Below are 16,872 nucleotides of genomic sequence, written 5' to 3' on the forward strand. Positions count from 1 at the left end.
ATGTGGAATGAATTTAAAGATAAATATTTAATTAAATTTTACAAACCATTTCCAGCAGTTATTGCCCTTGCAATATTATCTACTTATTATTTTGGTTTTTTTGGAAGTGTATGGGCTGTAACAGGTGAAATGACTAGGTGGGGTGGCGAATTTTTAGAGTTATTTGGAATGGATTTAAGCAAATATGAATATTATAAAATTACAAACTTAAGTGGCACGCCTTTAAGTAGAAATGACGGAATTATGCTAATTGGAATGTTTCTTGGTTGCTTTATCGCAGCACTTTGGGCAAATAATGTAAGGTTAAGAATGCCTGCTTCAAACATTAGAATCGCTCAAGCATTAATTGGTGGAATCTTAAGTGGATTTGGTGCAAGACTTGCTATGGGTTGCAATTTAGCAAACTTTTTTACAGGACTACCTTATTTTTCAATTCATACTTGGGTTTTTGTAGTATTTATGATAGTTGGAATATATCTAGGCTCTAAAATTGTGGCATTACCATTTCTACAATCAAAAGCAACTCTTGTTAAAACGAATACAGCAATAAGACTAAATAAAAACACAAAAAGAGAAAAATATCTTTTTTGCTTAGGAAGCATTATTTTTGCACTTTGCATTATTTGGGTAATATACTTAAGCTTTACAGGCACTCAAGGTAAAAAGCCTATTGTGCTACTTGGGCTTGCACTATCATTTGGACTTTGCTTTGGATTTTTAATATCTAGGGCTCAAATTTGTTTTACCTCAGCATTTAGAGATTTATTTTTAACAGGAAGAAGCGAAATGGCAAAGGCTATTTTTATAGGTATGATGGTATCTAGTATTGGTGCATTCAGCTATATTATGCTAGGCAATGGTATTAAAATGGTATGGATTGGTCCAAATGTAGCAATTGGGGGATTCTTATTTGGTTTAGGTATAGTTTTAGCTGGAGGTTGTGAATGTGGGTGGATGTATAGAGCAGTAGAAGGGCAAGTTCATTATTGGATTGTAGGAATTGGCAATATTATAGGAACAATTATATTAGCACTGACTTGGGATTATTATGCTAACATCATAGCTACTCCATTTCCTAAAATGAATTTGCTTGAAGTATTTGGAAATTATGGTGGAGTTGTAGTAAATTATATTTTATTGACAATGATGTTATGTTTAATAATTTTATATTCTAAAAAAGTATTAAATAAAGCCACCTCAATAAAATGTGCTTGCTAATTTAGCAAGCACTCTATATTGCTCTAAGCATTTCTTCAAAGCTTTTAACAAACGCATTTATTCCATTTTCAAATAATTTTTTACAAATATCCTCTATATCATACTGCACTAAATAAAAATCTAAATTAGATTCTATATTTTTTAATTTCTTATCTCCATTTTTAATAAATTGCTCAATACTTTCAAGTGGAGCTGTATTTATAGTATTTTTAAGAAGCAAAGATTCTATATAATAATTTGGATTTATAAAATCACCTTTCACACCTGTTGAAGCAAAGAGAGCTCTAATGTTTGTAGAATTAAACTCATTTATTAATTTTGCACATTTCATTGCATTATAAACTCCTAGTTTTGGGGTAGGATTCTTATCTTTATAAATATCTTCTAAATATCTATCAAACCTTGAGACAAAAATACTAATTACAACTCTAGACTTAGTATTCTTATAAACAGATTCTAAGCATTTTATTACCTGTGTAGTAGAAAATATAAGTGTAGCATTTACATTTATATTTGCTTTTGTTAATTCATTTATCACTTCATAACCTTCATTTGTAGCAGGAACTTTTATCATAACATTTTCTTTATTGATAGTTTTATATATTCTTTTCCCCTCCTCAATGCTCCCCCTTGCATCATTACTTAACAATGGGTCAATTTCTATACTAATAAAGCCATCATCTTTATTGTGTAGATAAAGTGGCATAAGAGATTCTGCGGCATTTGCTATATCATTAAATGCAAGGTTTTCATAAATACTCTTGGAATCCATACTTCCTTTAAGTCTATTTATATCATTTTTATATAAATGGCTTTTTAGAATAGCATTTGCAAATATACTAGGATTACTTGTAGCACCATAAATTATTCCATTTTTAATTAGCACTTTAAATGTTGTATTTAAAAAATCCCTCTGTATAAAATCACACCAAAGACTAAAGCCCTCTTTTCTTAATTCTCTCATATAAACTCTCCTATATATAATTTAAAATCTCTCTTAAATCCTTATTATTAATTATAATATTTGCTTCTTTTTGTAAAATTTCTTTAGCACAAAATGCAACCTTTTTAGAGGCAAAAGCAAACATTGATAAATCATTTGCTCCATCTCCAACTACAATAGTATCTTCTTTGCTAACTTTTAATAATTTTTGCAAAGTAAGAAGCATTTTACCTTTAGAATCGCTAAACATCATCTCTCCTCCAACCTCACCACTTAAGATTCCTACTTTTGTATGAAGTATATTACTAAAATCTGCATCAAGTCCCAAAATATCTCTAAAATGAGAAGTGGCAAACTTAAATCCACCGCTAAAGCAAACTACTCTATAATCTCTTTTTTTAAGCTCTGTAACTATTTCTCTAGCACCTTTAATTAGTTTTAAACTCTCACATACCATTATTGCATCACTTTCTTTCATGCCTTTTAATAAAGCAACCCTACTTTTTAAGCTCTCATAAAAGTCAAGTTCCCCTCTCATTGCCAATATTGTGATATTTCTTACTTCATTTGACACACCATAAAAAGTTGCAAGTTCATCTATTGTTTCACCATCCATAAGTGTAGAATCAAAGTCAAATACAGCTAATTTCATAAATAACCTTATAATTTTTAATGAAATTATAATCTTTAGATTATATAAAATTAACAAATTTAAAAGTAATTTTTAAATAAATAAAAAGCAATGTAAGTTTAGATTAGCTAGAATACGCAAGCAAATTTTAGGAGTTACATTGATAGTAAGAATTCCAGCTACAAGTGCAAACTTAGGACCTGGCTTTGATAGCTTAGGGTTAGCCCTTTGTTTATATAATGATTTTATAGTTAAGCCTTCTATCTTACAAAGCATTAAAATAAAAGGCGAGGGAGAAAAAATCCCTAAATTAATAAAAGATAATAACTTTATAAAAATTTTTAAAGAAATTTATACATCACTTAGCGGAGAAGAAAGCAACTTTAGCTTTTACTTAAAAAACAATATCCCTATTTCAAGAGGTCTTGGAAGTAGTTCTGCTGTTATTGTTGGAGCAATTGTATGTGCTTATGAGATATTAAAGATTCCATATACAAAAGATGTTATTTTACAAAAAGCATTAAAGTATGAAAAACATCCAGATAATATAACTCCAGCCTGTATTGGTGGATTTAATACTACAATGATAAAAAATAATAGAGTTTTTTATACTAAAACTAAGATTCCACCCGATATAAAAGCTGTTATAGTCATACCAAACAAACCAATATCAACTAAATATTCAAGAAAAACTCTGCCAAAGCAAATATCATTAAATGATGCTATATTTAATATATCGCGTTCATCAATGATTAGCTCAATTTTTGCACAAAAAAAGTGGAATCTGTTAAAATTTGCATCAGAGGATAAAATACATCAAGACAAAAGAATGTCTCTTTTACCAATTTTATTCAATGTCAAAAAAGAAGCCATTAAAAATGGTGCATTAATGAGTGTATTATCTGGCAGTGGCTCTACATTCTTAAATATTTGTTATAAAAATGATGCAAGCAAACTAGCTCTAGCTTTAAGCAAAAAATTTTATGATTTTAGAGTATTAGAGCTTGATTTTGATAACAATGGTATAAGTATTTTATAACATTATCTAGGGTTTTTGGTATAATATTAAAGAATGATAAAGATTAGAATGTGTATTGTTTGTAGATATAGATTTAATCAAAAAAGTCTATTGAGGTTACAAATTAAAAATGAAAAACTGCTAAATTTTACAAATCAAGGTAGGAGTTTTTATCTATGCAAGTGCTGTATATCCACTAAAGATTGTATAAAGGCAATATGTAAAATTAATAAAATAAAAAATAAAGATAATATAAATTCAAGTCTTAAGGAGATAATCCAAAAATGGGAAAAGAACAAAAAGTAAAAGTCTCAGAAATAGCATTAGAGCTAGGAATGCAATCAAAAGAGATTATAGCAAAAGCATTAGAAATTGATATTAATATAAAAAGTGCAAACAGTAGCGTTACAGATACACAAGCAGAAGATATTTATAACTATATTGCAATGGGTAAAGTTCCACAAAAAAAAGTTAGCAAGGTATCTAAAACAGCTAAAGCAAAAAAAGAAGAAAAAGAGCTTAAAGAAGCTAAAAAGTCATCTAAAAAAGAAACTAAGAAGTCTAAAGCAAAAAAAGAAGAAAAAGAATGTCCTAAAGAAGAACCGAAAAAAGAGTATAACCTAGAAAATGAAGTCAAAAAGATTGAAACTAGAAAGATTATAGTTGTCTCTAAAAATACTAATACAAAAACTCAAGATAATAATTCAGAAAAATTAACTCTAGCAAATGAGATAAAAGATAAAATTCTACATCCAAATAATTTAGATTATGAAAAACCAAAGAAAGAAAAAAGAAAGAAAAAAGAGCACAAGAAAACTCAATCTCATAAAGAAAATGAACAAAAAATTGACTTAAATAGAAATCTAGGTGATACAAATATAGATGATGATAATGAAGTAATGCTTTTTGACTTAAATGAAATGGACAATGAAATAGAGGTAGAAGAAAAAAGTGAAGAAAAAATAACTGATAGGGTTAGAATACAAAGAGCTAATCCATGGTTTTTTGATAGTATAGGAAGAGAAAGAAAAAAAGGAAAGAGAAGCTTTAAAAAAGTTTCTAACTCTAATGCAAATCAATCTACAATCCAAAAGAATAATAATATTATTAAGATTCCAGATGAAATTAGAGTATATGAATTTGCCGACAGGGTTGGTCTTAGGGTTACTGATATAATATCTAAGTTATTTAAAATGGGTGAAATGGTAACTAAAAATGACTTTTTAGATACTACTATTATTGAGATTCTAGCACAAGAATTTGACTTAAAAATAGAAATTTCTAAAGCAGGAGGAGAATTAGAATACTTGGAAACTACTTCAGAAAATGAAGAATTAATTATTCGCTCTCCTATTGTAACAATAATGGGACATGTAGATCACGGGAAAACCTCATTACTAGATTATATAAGAAACTCTAGAATCTCCAAAAATGAACAAGGAGGTATTACACAACATATAGGTGCATATATGGTTGAAAAAAATAATAAATCAATTACTTTTATAGACACTCCCGGACACGAAGCATTTGCTGCAATGCGTTCTCGTGGAGCACAAGTAACTGATATTGCAATAATTGTAATTGCTGCTGATGATGGTGTAAAACAACAAACTAAAGAGGCTTTGTCTCACGCAAAAGAGGCTAATGTCCAAATAATTATTGCAATGAATAAAATGGATAAAGAAAATGCAAACCCAGATAAAATAAAAACAGAAATGGCAGAAATAGGTTATACCCCGGCTGACTGGGGTGGAGAGTATGACTTTATACCAATTAGTGCAAAAAGTGGTTTAGGCATAGATGATTTACTTGATACAATTTTAATACAAGCTGAACTTATGGATTTAAAATCAAATATTTTAAGCCAGCCAAAGGCAATTATCTTAGAAGGAAGTCTTGATAAAGGAAAAGGTCCTGTTGTAACTGTAATTGTACAAGAGGGTGTTTTAAAAGTAGGAGATAGTGTAGTAGCAGATACAGCCTATGGTAAAGTTAGAGCATTGATAAAAGATAATGGAGAAAAAATTAATGAACTTAAACCATCAGAAATTGCTATTCTTACAGGATTAAGTGAAGTTCCTAATGCAGGAGCAATCTTAGTTGGAGTAGAAGATGAAACAAAAGCTAAGGAATATGCAACAAAAAGAAAATCTTATCTAAGGTCAAAAGAACTAAGCAAAAGCACAAAAGTAATGCTTGATGAATTAAGTTCTGTTGTGGCAAATTCAAAATTAAAACCTTTGCTTTTAATAATTAAAACAGATACTCAAGGCTCATTAGAAGCAATAAAAGCCTCTTTAGAATCTCTAAGCAATGATGAAATAAAAATAAATATAATAAGTTCATCAGTTGGTAATATAACAGAAAATGACATATCCATAGCTCAATCAAATACAGATTGTTATATATTAGGGTTTAACATAAAACCTCTTGGAAAAGTAAAGTTAAAAGCAAAAGAGCAAAATGTTTCAATTAAGAGCTATTCTGTAATTTATAGCCTTATTGATGATGTGAAAGAAATTATTGAAAATATGATGAGTCCAACAATTGAAGAAGAAGTAATAGGTAATGTGGAGGTAAGGGATATATTTAGCATTGGAAAGGGAGGTGTTATAGCTGGATGCTTTGTAAATGATGGTATTATACATAAGAGTGATAAAATAAAGCTATTAAGAGGTTCTAAAGTAATATATACAGGAATGATTGCATCATTAAAAAGATTTAAAGATGATGTAAAAGAGGTTTCTAAAGGATATGAATGTGGAATTATGCTAGATTCTTTTAATGATATAAAGATTGGCGATAATTTTGAAGTTATAAAAGAAGTGTATAAAAAACAAAAAATATGAATATCAAAATCTTAAAAACACAATCTATCTTACAAGAAGCCTTACAAGAAGCCTTATATATGCTTGATGATACAAGGTTAAACACGCTAAATATTACTAGGGTAAAGTGTTCTAATGGAAAAGAGTTTGCTAAAGTTTATCTTGACCCAGCACCAATACAAAAAGAAAAGAAAGAAGCTATACTGAAAATGTTAAAAAAAGCAAATAACACAATAAGGCAATATCTACAAACCTCGTTATCTTGGTATAAGACTCCACAATTAAGTTATGAATTTGATAATAGTTTAGAAAATATAAATAAATTGGAATCTATTTTTAAACAAATCAAGCAAAAGCAAGAAAATAAGGGCGAAAATAGGAATAAAAAATGATAGATGAAAAATTAGAAAAAGAAATAGAGTGTATCGTAGAAAGTAATGGCTATATTTTATATGACATTGAGCTAGTTAAAGAAAATAATATAAAAATACTAAGAATATCTATTTTTTCTAAAAATGGTATAGGACATAGTGATTGCGAAAAAATAAGTGAAATTATTTCACCATTGCTTGATGTCTATGACCCAATTAATGAAGAATATTTTCTTGAAGTTAGTTCACCTGGTGTAGAGAGAATCTTAAAAAAACCAAATCATTTTAAATGCTTCATAAACAATAAAATACAAGTTACACTAGAAGATAAAACTAAAATAATAGGAATATTAAAAGATTCAAATGATTGTGGATTTTATTTAGATGAAAAATATTTTACATATAATGAAATTAAAAAAGCAAAAAGTATTTTTGAATGGAAGTAGATTTTTATATGAATCTGGTGCTTGATAATGCGTGGGAAAATCAAGCATTAGCATTACCAAACCCAAGTGTTGGAGCATTAATCTTAGATAAAAATAATGCAATTATCTCTATACAATCTCATAATTTATTTGGAGAAGCACATGCAGAACTATTAGCTTGCAAAGAAGCTTACAAAAAACTAAGCTATGATAAAAAAATTGAAACTTTAAGCAATGCGAATGATATTTATGATTTTTTAATTAAAAATCATAATGGTATTTTTAAAAATGCTAGTATTTTTGTTACACTAGAACCCTGCAATCATTATGGAAAAACACCCCCTTGTGCAAACTTAATAAAAGAGCTTGGGTTTAAAAAAATATTTATATCATCAAGAGATAAAAATAAAATAGCGAGTGGTGGCATAGAATCTCTGTCTAAAGGTGATATTCAAATAGAAAGTGGAATCTTATCTAAGAGAGGAGAAGACTTGTTATTACCATTTTTATGTATGCAAGAAAAAGGCTCTTTTTGTGTATATAAAATCGCAAAACGTCTAAATGGAAGCTTTGAGGATGGAATAATATCTTCTATTCAATCAAGAATCTACTCTCACAAACTTAGAAATATAGCAGATAGAATTATAATATCCACAAAAACACTTATAAATGATAATCCAATCTTAGATTCTAGGCTTATAAAAGGAAGGGCTCCAAATATATGTGTTATAGGAAAAAGTAAAAATATAGATAAAAATTTAAATATATATTCAATTAAAAATAGAAAAATTAGCTTTTATGATAATATTAATGATATACCAATGGAGGGCTTTAGTATTATAGAAGGTGGGGCAGGATTATTTGATAGCTTTAGAGATAAAATTGATTGTATGCTTGTTTTCATATCAGCAGATATGGCTAGAGGAAAAAACTTTTATAGTGAGTTTAAAGGTAGAATCTTGCATAGTAAAAGAATAGGAGAGGATATTTTACTTTGGGTAAAAAGAGATTAGATATTTATCAGATAGAGAATGGCTACTGCTATAATAGTGATAGTTTATTTTTATACTTTTTTATAAATAAATTTTTAAAAAATAATATTTCACTACTTGATATTGGGGCTGGAAGTGGAATCTTGGGACTACTTTGTGCTAGAGATTTTAGCATTAATTTAACATTATGTGATATAAACAATACAAATACTAAGCTTTGCAAAAAAAATGCAGATATAAACAATATTGCTTGTGAGATATTAAATCAAGATATATTAGACTCTAATCTCTCAAATTTTGATTTTATAATATCAAATCCGCCTTTTTATAGAAAAGATAATATATCATCTAAAAATACTCATTTATTTCTAGCAAAGAAGAGTGAAAACTTGCCATTTAATCTTTTAGCTAGTTTCGTTAGAAAATCTCTTAAACAAAATGGAAAATTTATTTTTTGTTATGATGCAAAAGAAATTTACAATGTTTTTATAGCCCTAAATAAAAATAAATTTAATATCTCTACCATTCAATTTATATATCCAAATGAAAGTAAAAATGCCAATTTGGTTATGATTTGCTGTGATTTTTCAAAAAAACAATTAGAAGTTCTACCTCCAATTTTTAACTTTCAAAATAAAAGTTACAGCCAGAAAACTAAAGAAATATTTTCATTTTGTAACACTCATAGTATAAAAATAAAAGAAAATTTACTTTAAGAAAGATGAAACAAGCTAATGGATTTGATTTTGTTTTTGATGAAAGCAAATGTGCTGAATGTGGTGGAAAATGCTGTGTAGGTGAAAGTGGATATATATTTTTAAATAAAAATGAAATGGAGAGAATTGCTAAATTTTTAAATATGAAATTTGAAGAATTTACAATAAAATATATTAGAAAAGTTGGAGAAAAATATTCATTAATAGAAAAAGAACATATCAGCGGAAAAGCTTGCATATTTTTTGATGATGATAAACAATGCACAATATACAATGTAAGACCAAATAATTGTAGAACTTTTCCATTTTGGGAAGTGTTTAGAAACAACCCAAATGGGGCTTGTAGAGAATGTATAGGGGTAAAAGTTAAAAAACCTTAATTTTTTATCTGCATTTATAAACCAATGCTGTTATATTTACTTCTTGTAAACTTTTTAAGCTATCATCTATTACAATATTATTTCCTGTAGTGCGAATTGCAATCTTATTTTGATTAGTTAGAAAATATATTGTATCTCCACCAAGTTTGCTTGCCTTATTTTTTGTATCATTTATTGCACCTTCATTAAGTTCTGATTCACTAAATAATCCATTGTTTAATTGTGTTCCATAAACCTCACCTAAATACTCACAATCTGGTGCAGGCTCTGTTGTAACAATACGAACAAGCCTTGCATCTGAATTCAATATATTAATAGTTCCCGCACAAGATATAAAGAAAATACTAAATAAAATGATAGTGAAAAGTTTTATCAAAATTATCTCCTAATAATTTTTTAATGTATAAAATCTACTCATTATTGCTTAACTTTTGAAATTTATACTTTAATTCATCAATGCTTTCTATATTATCTGGGTCTGGAATGATAGCATCAACAGGACATACGCTAATACAACTTGGTTCATCATAATGCCCTATACATTCAGTGCATTTATCTGGGTCTATTATATAAATTGGCTCTCCATCATCTATTGCCTCATTTGGACATTCCTCCCTACAAGCATCACAAGCAATACATTCATCATTAATCATTAAAGCCATATTGTTCTCCTAAAATAAATTTTTGATTTATAGCATAAATATTATTTTAAATCTATAATTATCTTATTATTTGCAATAAACTCCTTTAATAAAGAATCTTGCAAAATAAAAAGATTAATCCCTATATCATTTGCAAACTTAATACTATCTTTATCCTCAGCAAAAATAGCAACATTAAGCCCTAAATGAATGGCGTAATTAAATAATTCTAAAAATGAATCTTTATTTAATACACAACTAGATAAAATTACACAGTCAGAGCCATAAACTAAAGATTCTAGAATCTGATATTTTGATATTATTATGTCTTTATGAATAATAAAATATGGACTATAATGCCTGATATATGAAATTAAATCAATATTATTTTTAAGCGTATTAGCAACTATATTATTTACTTTTAGATCATTTGCTATCATTTTTTCATTATCAATTTCAATAGCATCTAAAAAATGATACCCATCTTTGAAATAAATGCCGCTATAAATTTCTCTAGGCATAAATGGGTTACAAGATAAACTCCTACCCAAAAGTTCAAAATCTAATTCACTATTTCTTTTTAACACATTCTCTTTTACTTGCTTAATTGACTTATTTAAGGATTTTGTTTGAAAAAAGCTAGATTTTACTCTACCAAACATTTATTAATCTTTTCAAAATGCTCCTTTATTTCATCTTGAGCATTTATTACATTTAGAGGGATTTTTTCAATTTCTATTTTTGCTTGCTTGCAATCATTAACCTTGTAATATCCCCAAGCTAGAGAATCTAAATAAAAAAAGTTATTAGGAGATATTTTTAATGCTAATTTAACATAATCTATACCCTCATTAATATTAATATCATAATCAATCATTAAATATCCAAGATAGTTATAAAATACATGGTTTTCATTACCCTCTATGGCTTTTTTAAGGTTAGAAATAACTGATTTGAGTACTAAATTCTTATCTTTTGCATCTTCAAATTCAATAATTGCCAAAACCCCTAAATAATGATTATTTTTAGTTTCCTCAAAAGCCTTTTGTGCTTGTATTTTTGCATTTTTATAATCTTTTTTTGCAAGATATAAATCAATCATAAAATCCAATCCAAAGTCATACTTATTAGATAAGTCTAATGCTTCTTGTGTTTTGTTTTTAAACAAGTATAGTTTTGCTAAATTCTTTGCATTTTGAAAACTTTGTTTATTATTGTAATAATCTAAATACAAGGATTCTAAACTATCCAATACTCCATAATTACTTCCTAGCTCAATTAAAATATGTGCAAATGTATCACTTAATTCATCTTTAAAATAATCTTTTATTAAAGGAATTGATAATTCAAAATCTTTTAGTTCCATATCAATAGAGTTAATAATTAATAAAGTGCTTTCATCATTAGAAGCTTGATAAGATTTTAGTAAGTATTTTCTAGCATTTTTATAATCTTTTTTTGCAAGATATAAATTCCCAAGAAATCTATTATTTTGCTTATTATCTTCTAATTTAACAATATCTTCGTATGTTTTAATCGTATTATCAATATCCCTTTGATTAATATAAAGATATGCTAGTAATTTTTTAATTTCTATATTACTTGGATTTGATTTTTGATATTTATTAATAGAATCTATTGCATCTTCATTCTTTCCTAATTGGATTAAAATATTTATCTTTTCTTTTAAATATTCATCTTTTTTAGTATCTATATAAAGCTTATCATAAAGTTCAATTGCAGTTTCAAAATCACCATTATCTATTGCTTCTAATGCTAATAATATATATATATCTTCATCATTAATGTTAGCAAATAATATACTGCTCATAAAAATTATAGAAAAAATAATTTGAAATAATTTAATCATTAAAACTCACTTAACAATTATAAATTGCTCAAAATATGCTCTCTTACCACTAAAATCAAATTCAACCAAAGCTTTCCAATTACCCTGCTTAAATGTAATATTTGGAGATATAAACTTACCATTAACATAATTAAGGCTTCCAATATCCATATCATCTTTAGAATCTGCAAATCTAGTTATATATAATTTCACAGAATTTGGTTGTATTTGTGCTTGGCTGCTGTCAGTAACTTTAAATTCTAATTTAGATTGCATATTTAAATAAATAGGAGTAGAAGACTGCCTAGTTGCTTTTCTATACAAAGATTTTTCTTTTTGTCCATCAAATATATAAAAATTATACTTTTTTTCTAATTCTGATTGAGTAACTAAAATATCATTTATTTCTTTATCAACAATTTGTCTTGTAGAAAAATATGAATTATCATCATCTGGCTTAAATTTTATAGATATATAAACAGTTAAAATAATCATACAAACCATAAATATCATAAATATCGCTATACCAAGTGGCCAAAAATTTCTAGTATTTTTCACTTACTTCCTCTTTTTTATAAAATATATAAATGAAGCTAATCCAAGCATAGAAAATAACATTATATATAGTATTAATTGTGCTACTGCTTTTGCACCTTTTTCATCTTTTGCAACATTATGTTCTATATTTACATTAAATTTATCTGCAATCAAATCCACAGTTTCGACATATCCATTAAAAACGACTGCTGATAAAGCTTGTGGTGTTAGGTCAATATCTCTATTTGGAATTAATGGAACCATATATTCCCAATATACTTTTTTCTTATCTAACAAATCATCATCAGAGCTTATTATATCAATTTTTTTAATATCTCTTATTAAAATAATTGCAACATACGGTGAAACAATCTTATTTTTAAAATTATTTCTAAATTTTTGATAATTTTCTTCATCTATATTATTTGCCATATATACATAAAGATTAATTCCTGTTTTTTTTAATAATTCATTAGAAACTTTTTGAACAAAATCTACACTCTTTGAGACAAACAATAAATCTTTATTGAAAACAAAATCTGTGGCAAAAACATTATGGGAGAATAATAAGATTCCGCTAAATAATAGCAGAATCTTTTTGGTTATTAAATCCAAATTAAACCAAATGTAATAACATATTAGGAATAAAAGCTATAATAATTGAAGCAACTAATAATATTAATAAAAATAAAAATAAAACTTTTTCTACTATATTATAATCCATAATTAACCCCTTTATTTAGCTTTATAATGCTTACTATTAGAAGTATCTATCATAACTGCTTTTTGTGTATCAATAGTATAGTAATTTGTAGCTTCTCTTTTTTGAACACCTACTGCAGAAAATGCAAATATAGCAACTATGACTAAAAGCAATACAACAGCAATAAAAAATCCAACTAGACCATTTAGACTAAAATATCCACCATTCATTACATACTCCTTAATTATCAGATAAGATGAAGTCGTTTAATGCTTTTTCTTGGAATTCACTAAATTTTGCATACTCAAAAGAAGGCATTTTCCCTATATGTCCATTTTTACCACGTTTCAAAACTTCTTGTAAAAATTTATGTGTGCCATATGTTGTCAAGTCTGGTGCAAAACCCGGCATTAATCCTTTTCCATCTTCTCCGTGACAAGCTACACAATTATTTAAATATAATTCTTTTCCTCTAGCAATAGAATCCGCACTTGCTGGAATCTTTGCTTCTGATAAAGAATTCATTACAAAATTAGCAACATCTCTAGCATTATCTTTGCTCATTTCTATAGGAATCATAGATACACCTGTATAATTCATACCTTCACTACCCTCTAATATAACTTTTACTATATGATCTACTCTACCCCAAACACTTAAATCTGCAGCTTTTCCATTAATTCCTGTTTTATCAAATCCGTGACATTGAGAACATTGAACTTGAAATATATTATCTCCCATAGTAGTTAATTCAGATTGGCTTAGAGATGCCCATTTTGATTGAAATTGATTATTGTGATTATCAACCTCTCTATTATACTCACCAATCTGCGAATAAGCATTTAGAGGATAGCCTACAAATATATACCATAATCCCCAAATAATTACACATAAAAATGATGCTGCCCAGCCTATTGGTAAATCATTTTTAAACTCCTTGATTCCATCCCAAGAATCATCTGTTAAAACTCCATCTGCCTTGCTATGTTTAATTTTATTAAAATATGTACTTACAACAAATGCTGTCAAAACTAAGATAGCAAATGCTCCAAATAATGTAAGCAAAACCATATTATCATTAAGTAAAGATTGCATTATTTCTCCCTCCCATCTCTTTTATTCTCTCTAGCCTCTAAAGGTGTATCTAAAATAGAATCATCTAAGGCTAATCTTGCATATTTTTCATAATCTTTTGTCCCTTCTCTTTGTGCTTTATACATATAATAAACATATGAATACAAAAAAGCAACAAGAAAAATAGTAGCTATAAAGTATAAATAGCCTCTAAATTCAATAAATATCTCCAACATAACCCGACCTTAGTTAGATTCTGTTATTTGAATAGAGCGTCTTTTTTGACTTAAACTATTCAAATACGCAATTAGTGCTACTATTTCTTTTACTTCTCCATTTTTAAAAGCATCTTCTATTTCTTTATTTTTCATATCTTTAACAATTATTTCAGCCTCACGCATAAATTCTTGTTTAGCTTCATCTAATGTTCCTAATTTTGGATTATTTTCAGCATCATAAGGGACTCCAAAAATAACTTTATTTGTATAAGCATCTGCATAAGCAGTATCAAAATCAGTATTTTTTACAAAGTTATGCTTATAACTTGGCATAATGCTACCTGGAACAACACTTTGTGGATCATACATGTGATGTGAATGCCAATCTGAAGTTCTATAATCTCCAACTCTATGTAAATCTGGACCTATTCTTTTTGAACCCCAAAGAAAAGGTCTATCATAAGCATATTCACCACTTATACTATATGAACCATATCTATCGGTTTCTGCTTTAAATGGACGAATTAATTGTGAATGGCAAGTATAACAACCCTCTTTCATATATACTTGTCTTCCTGCAATCTCTAATACACTATAAGGTTTTAATCCTTCTACAGGTCTAGAAGTTTTCGCAAAGTCTGGCAATATTTCAACCAAACCAGCAATAGAAAATACTAACAAAAAAGCTACCGTAAAAAAGAATGGATTTCTCTCTAACCAGCTAAACATTACTAACCTCCTTAAACAGACATAGGAGTTGCGTATTGAGGCTCTTTATCAAGCTCTTTTGACGCAATCATAGTCATTATTATATTATAAACAAATATAAAGAATCCTAGCAAATACAATACCCCTGCAATTGATCTAATTAAATAATATAAATGTAGTGAAGATACAGAATCCATAAATGTATAAATTAGATTTCCAAACTCGTCAGTAGCTCTCCACATCATACCTTGAGTAATACCTGCAATCCACATACTTGAAAAATAAAGGATAATTCCAAGAGTCATTATCCAAAATTGTATTTCCATAATCTTTTTAGAATAAATCTCTCTCTTAAACATTCTAGGAACCATATGGTAGCAAGCCGCAATGATTGTAAATCCAACCCACCCTAAAACTCCATCATGAACGTGTCCAATAATCCAATCTGTGAAATGTGCTAGTGCATTTACAGACCTAATAGACTGAATTGGTCCTTCTAGTGTTGATAACATATAAAATGTGGAAGCTAATATCATAAACTTAATAATTGGAGATTCTCTTAATTGATGCCATTGCCCTCTCATAGTAAGAAGCATATTGATTGCAGTTCCCCAAGAAGGAAGAATTAATATTACAGAAAATACTGAACCTAGTGTTTGCACCCAATCAGGAGTAGTAGAATATATAAGGTGATGCCCACCTGCCCAAATATAAACAAACATTAAACTCCAAAATGAAAACAATGTGAGCTTATATGAGAATATTGGTTGTCCTGATTCTTTTGGCAAAAAATAATACATTACGCCAATGATTGCAGAAGTGAATACAAATGCAACTGCATTATGCCCCCACCACCATTGGACCATAGCATCATTTGTTCCAGCGTATAATGACACACTATGCCAAATACTCCCAACATTTGCAACAAAATAGGTAGGAATAGCTAAATTATTAAAAATATACAAAGCAGATATAGCAACAAAACTTGCTATAAAATACCAAAGACTTATATATAAAGTTTGTTCTCTTCTAACTGCCATACTTCCAAATAGACTAATACCCCATAAAACCCAAACAACTACTACAATCAAGTCTAATATCCAAGGCAATTCTGCATATTCTTTTGATTGAGTAATTCCAAGAATAAGCACAATAACTGCTAATGCTATTAAAATTACATATAGCCAAAAATGGAGTAATCCTATAATCTTTAAAAATGGATGTTGATTGTATGTAATCTTCAATACTCTTTGTCCTAAATAATACCACGCCGCCCAAATTCCACTTAATGTGAATCCATAAATAACCCCATTTGTATGAATAGGTCTTAACCTACCAAAAATACCATACTCTCCCGCTATATGGTTTAATGATGGATAAGCCATTTGAAAGGCTATAATAACCCCAACTAGCATACCAACTATACCAAAAATCAAAGTTGTCCAAACAAAGAGTTTTGATATAGAATAATCATACTCCAATACATTGCCTGTATTCATATATCCTCCTACTCTAATATAATTTAGTCTAAATTATATTACAAATTTGCAAAAATATATATAAAACTTAGAATGTATTGTATTAGTAGCTTATTATCAAACTATTTAATTAAATTAATTT

Annotated in this window: 22 protein-coding genes; 9 read left to right on the forward strand and 13 right to left on the reverse strand. The window is 27.9% G+C overall.

The window, feature by feature from the left end:
• Nucleotides 1–1,218 (forward strand): selenium metabolism membrane protein YedE/FdhT, encoded by a 1,218-nt coding sequence (yedE, locus tag CQA44_RS01095; RefSeq protein WP_115545431.1) that lies wholly within the window; start codon nucleotides 1–3, stop codon nucleotides 1,216–1,218.
• A 13-nt stretch (nucleotides 1,219–1,231) separates the two neighbouring features.
• Here the strand turns inward: yedE and CQA44_RS01100 are convergent, their stop codons facing one another.
• Together CQA44_RS01100 and serB are read right to left on the reverse strand one after the other, a co-directional pair.
• Nucleotides 1,232–2,182 (reverse strand): transaldolase, encoded by a 951-nt coding sequence (locus CQA44_RS01100; protein ID WP_115545432.1) that lies wholly within the window; start codon nucleotides 2,180–2,182, stop codon nucleotides 1,232–1,234.
• 10 nt (nucleotides 2,183–2,192) lie between these two features.
• Nucleotides 2,193–2,813, reverse strand: coding sequence for a phosphoserine phosphatase SerB (gene serB / locus CQA44_RS01105; RefSeq protein WP_115545433.1), 621 nt, complete (start codon nucleotides 2,811–2,813; stop codon nucleotides 2,193–2,195).
• A 139-nt stretch (nucleotides 2,814–2,952) separates the two neighbouring features.
• On the opposite strand from serB, the gene thrB reads away from it, so the two are divergent.
• From thrB to CQA44_RS01145, 8 genes are read left to right on the forward strand one after another with little or no spacing between them, the layout of a single operon-like run.
• Complete coding sequence (thrB, locus tag CQA44_RS01110; protein ID WP_115545434.1) at nucleotides 2,953–3,831, forward strand: homoserine kinase; 879 nt, start codon at nucleotides 2,953–2,955, stop codon at nucleotides 3,829–3,831.
• Nucleotides 3,832–3,879: 48 nt separating this feature from the next.
• On the forward strand, nucleotides 3,880–4,116 hold the full coding sequence (locus tag CQA44_RS01115; RefSeq protein ID WP_258864861.1) for a DUF448 domain-containing protein: 237 nt from the start codon (nucleotides 3,880–3,882) through the stop codon (nucleotides 4,114–4,116).
• The gene (infB, locus tag CQA44_RS01120; protein WP_115545436.1) at nucleotides 4,095–6,659 is read left to right on the forward strand and encodes a translation initiation factor IF-2; all 2,565 of its coding nucleotides are present in this window, start codon (nucleotides 4,095–4,097) and stop codon (nucleotides 6,657–6,659) included. Before CQA44_RS01115 ends, infB begins: the two co-directional genes overlap by 22 nt.
• Nucleotides 6,656–7,030: a 30S ribosome-binding factor RbfA gene (rbfA, locus tag CQA44_RS01125; RefSeq protein WP_115545437.1), complete on the forward strand. Its 375-nt coding sequence runs from the start codon at nucleotides 6,656–6,658 to the stop codon at nucleotides 7,028–7,030. Before infB ends, rbfA begins: the two co-directional genes overlap by 4 nt.
• Entirely contained in the window at nucleotides 7,027–7,455 is a 429-nt protein-coding gene (gene rimP, locus CQA44_RS01130) for a ribosome maturation factor RimP (RefSeq protein WP_258864862.1), read from the forward strand. The genes rbfA and rimP overlap by 4 nt, the downstream gene beginning before the upstream one ends.
• The gene (gene ribD / locus CQA44_RS01135) at nucleotides 7,446–8,447 is read left to right on the forward strand and encodes a bifunctional diaminohydroxyphosphoribosylaminopyrimidine deaminase/5-amino-6-(5-phosphoribosylamino)uracil reductase RibD (protein WP_115545438.1); all 1,002 of its coding nucleotides are present in this window, start codon (nucleotides 7,446–7,448) and stop codon (nucleotides 8,445–8,447) included. The genes rimP and ribD overlap by 10 nt, the downstream gene beginning before the upstream one ends.
• Nucleotides 8,429–9,142: a tRNA1(Val) (adenine(37)-N6)-methyltransferase gene (locus CQA44_RS01140; RefSeq protein WP_115545439.1), complete on the forward strand. Its 714-nt coding sequence runs from the start codon at nucleotides 8,429–8,431 to the stop codon at nucleotides 9,140–9,142. Before ribD ends, CQA44_RS01140 begins: the two co-directional genes overlap by 19 nt.
• Nucleotides 9,143–9,147: 5 nt before the next feature.
• On the forward strand, nucleotides 9,148–9,522 hold the full coding sequence (locus CQA44_RS01145) for a YkgJ family cysteine cluster protein (protein ID WP_115545440.1): 375 nt from the start codon (nucleotides 9,148–9,150) through the stop codon (nucleotides 9,520–9,522).
• A 4-nt stretch (nucleotides 9,523–9,526) separates the two neighbouring features.
• Here the strand turns inward: CQA44_RS01145 and CQA44_RS01150 are convergent, their stop codons facing one another.
• From CQA44_RS01150 to ccoN, 11 genes are all read right to left on the reverse strand, one after another.
• Entirely contained in the window at nucleotides 9,527–9,898 is a 372-nt protein-coding gene (locus CQA44_RS01150) for a DUF4156 domain-containing protein (RefSeq protein ID WP_181881732.1), read from the reverse strand.
• Nucleotides 9,899–9,932: 34 nt separating this feature from the next.
• Complete coding sequence (locus CQA44_RS01155) at nucleotides 9,933–10,184, reverse strand: YfhL family 4Fe-4S dicluster ferredoxin (protein ID WP_115545442.1); 252 nt, start codon at nucleotides 10,182–10,184, stop codon at nucleotides 9,933–9,935.
• Between the two features lie 41 nt (nucleotides 10,185–10,225).
• Nucleotides 10,226–10,825 (reverse strand): hypothetical protein, encoded by a 600-nt coding sequence (locus CQA44_RS01160; RefSeq protein ID WP_115545443.1) that lies wholly within the window; start codon nucleotides 10,823–10,825, stop codon nucleotides 10,226–10,228.
• A complete protein-coding gene (locus tag CQA44_RS01165; RefSeq protein ID WP_115545444.1) occupies nucleotides 10,810–12,033 on the reverse strand; it encodes a lipopolysaccharide assembly protein LapB in 1,224 nt (407 codons plus the stop codon). The genes CQA44_RS01160 and CQA44_RS01165 overlap by 16 nt, the downstream gene beginning before the upstream one ends.
• A gap of 6 nt (nucleotides 12,034–12,039) precedes the next feature.
• On the reverse strand, nucleotides 12,040–12,570 hold the full coding sequence (locus CQA44_RS01170; RefSeq protein ID WP_115545445.1) for a hypothetical protein: 531 nt from the start codon (nucleotides 12,568–12,570) through the stop codon (nucleotides 12,040–12,042).
• A complete protein-coding gene (locus tag CQA44_RS01175) occupies nucleotides 12,571–13,164 on the reverse strand; it encodes a sortase B protein-sorting domain-containing protein (protein WP_115545446.1) in 594 nt (197 codons plus the stop codon). It lies immediately after the preceding gene.
• Nucleotides 13,165–13,284: 120 nt separating this feature from the next.
• Nucleotides 13,285–13,482, reverse strand: a complete 198-nt coding sequence (locus CQA44_RS01180) for a DUF4006 family protein (protein WP_115545447.1) — start codon at nucleotides 13,480–13,482, stop codon at nucleotides 13,285–13,287.
• 10 nt (nucleotides 13,483–13,492) lie between these two features.
• Nucleotides 13,493–14,347 (reverse strand): c-type cytochrome, encoded by an 855-nt coding sequence (locus CQA44_RS01185; RefSeq protein WP_115545448.1) that lies wholly within the window; start codon nucleotides 14,345–14,347, stop codon nucleotides 13,493–13,495.
• Complete coding sequence (locus CQA44_RS01190; RefSeq protein WP_115545449.1) at nucleotides 14,347–14,562, reverse strand: cytochrome c oxidase, cbb3-type, CcoQ subunit; 216 nt, start codon at nucleotides 14,560–14,562, stop codon at nucleotides 14,347–14,349. The genes CQA44_RS01185 and CQA44_RS01190 overlap by 1 nt, the downstream gene beginning before the upstream one ends.
• Before the next feature lie 9 nt (nucleotides 14,563–14,571).
• A complete protein-coding gene (gene ccoO / locus CQA44_RS01195) occupies nucleotides 14,572–15,273 on the reverse strand; it encodes a cytochrome-c oxidase, cbb3-type subunit II (protein WP_115545450.1) in 702 nt (233 codons plus the stop codon).
• 11 nt (nucleotides 15,274–15,284) lie between these two features.
• On the reverse strand, nucleotides 15,285–16,751 hold the full coding sequence (ccoN, locus tag CQA44_RS01200) for a cytochrome-c oxidase, cbb3-type subunit I (RefSeq protein WP_115545451.1): 1,467 nt from the start codon (nucleotides 16,749–16,751) through the stop codon (nucleotides 15,285–15,287).
• Nucleotides 16,752–16,872: the final 121 nt, after the last annotated feature.

It is taken from the genome of Helicobacter sp. MIT 14-3879 (assembly GCF_003364125.1).

Bases quoted from the DNA above. Each gene is read 5' to 3' on its own strand.
- yedE (WP_115545431.1), top strand. From the start codon at position 1: ATGTGGAATGAATTTAAAGATAAATATTTAATTAAATTTTACAAACCA.
- CQA44_RS01100 (WP_115545432.1), bottom strand. From the start codon at position 2,182: ATGAGAGAATTAAGAAAAGAGGGCTTTAGTCTTTGGTGTGATTTTATA.
- serB (WP_115545433.1), bottom strand. From the start codon at position 2,813: ATGAAATTAGCTGTATTTGACTTTGATTCTACACTTATGGATGGTGAA.
- CQA44_RS01115 (WP_258864861.1), top strand. From the start codon at position 3,880: ATGTGTATTGTTTGTAGATATAGATTTAATCAAAAAAGTCTATTGAGG.
- infB (WP_115545436.1), top strand. From the start codon at position 4,095: ATGGGAAAAGAACAAAAAGTAAAAGTCTCAGAAATAGCATTAGAGCTA.
- rbfA (WP_115545437.1), top strand. From the start codon at position 6,656: ATGAATATCAAAATCTTAAAAACACAATCTATCTTACAAGAAGCCTTA.
- rimP (WP_258864862.1), top strand. From the start codon at position 7,027: ATGATAGATGAAAAATTAGAAAAAGAAATAGAGTGTATCGTAGAAAGT.
- ribD (WP_115545438.1), top strand. From the start codon at position 7,446: ATGGAAGTAGATTTTTATATGAATCTGGTGCTTGATAATGCGTGGGAA.
- CQA44_RS01145 (WP_115545440.1), top strand. From the start codon at position 9,148: ATGAAACAAGCTAATGGATTTGATTTTGTTTTTGATGAAAGCAAATGT.
- CQA44_RS01155 (WP_115545442.1), bottom strand. From the start codon at position 10,184: ATGGCTTTAATGATTAATGATGAATGTATTGCTTGTGATGCTTGTAGG.
- CQA44_RS01160 (WP_115545443.1), bottom strand. From the start codon at position 10,825: ATGTTTGGTAGAGTAAAATCTAGCTTTTTTCAAACAAAATCCTTAAAT.
- CQA44_RS01165 (WP_115545444.1), bottom strand. From the start codon at position 12,033: ATGATTAAATTATTTCAAATTATTTTTTCTATAATTTTTATGAGCAGT.
- CQA44_RS01180 (WP_115545447.1), bottom strand. From the start codon at position 13,482: ATGAATGGTGGATATTTTAGTCTAAATGGTCTAGTTGGATTTTTTATT.
- CQA44_RS01185 (WP_115545448.1), bottom strand. From the start codon at position 14,347: ATGCAATCTTTACTTAATGATAATATGGTTTTGCTTACATTATTTGGA.
- CQA44_RS01190 (WP_115545449.1), bottom strand. From the start codon at position 14,562: ATGTTGGAGATATTTATTGAATTTAGAGGCTATTTATACTTTATAGCT.
- ccoO (WP_115545450.1), bottom strand. From the start codon at position 15,273: ATGTTTAGCTGGTTAGAGAGAAATCCATTCTTTTTTACGGTAGCTTTT.
- ccoN (WP_115545451.1), bottom strand. From the start codon at position 16,751: ATGAATACAGGCAATGTATTGGAGTATGATTATTCTATATCAAAACTC.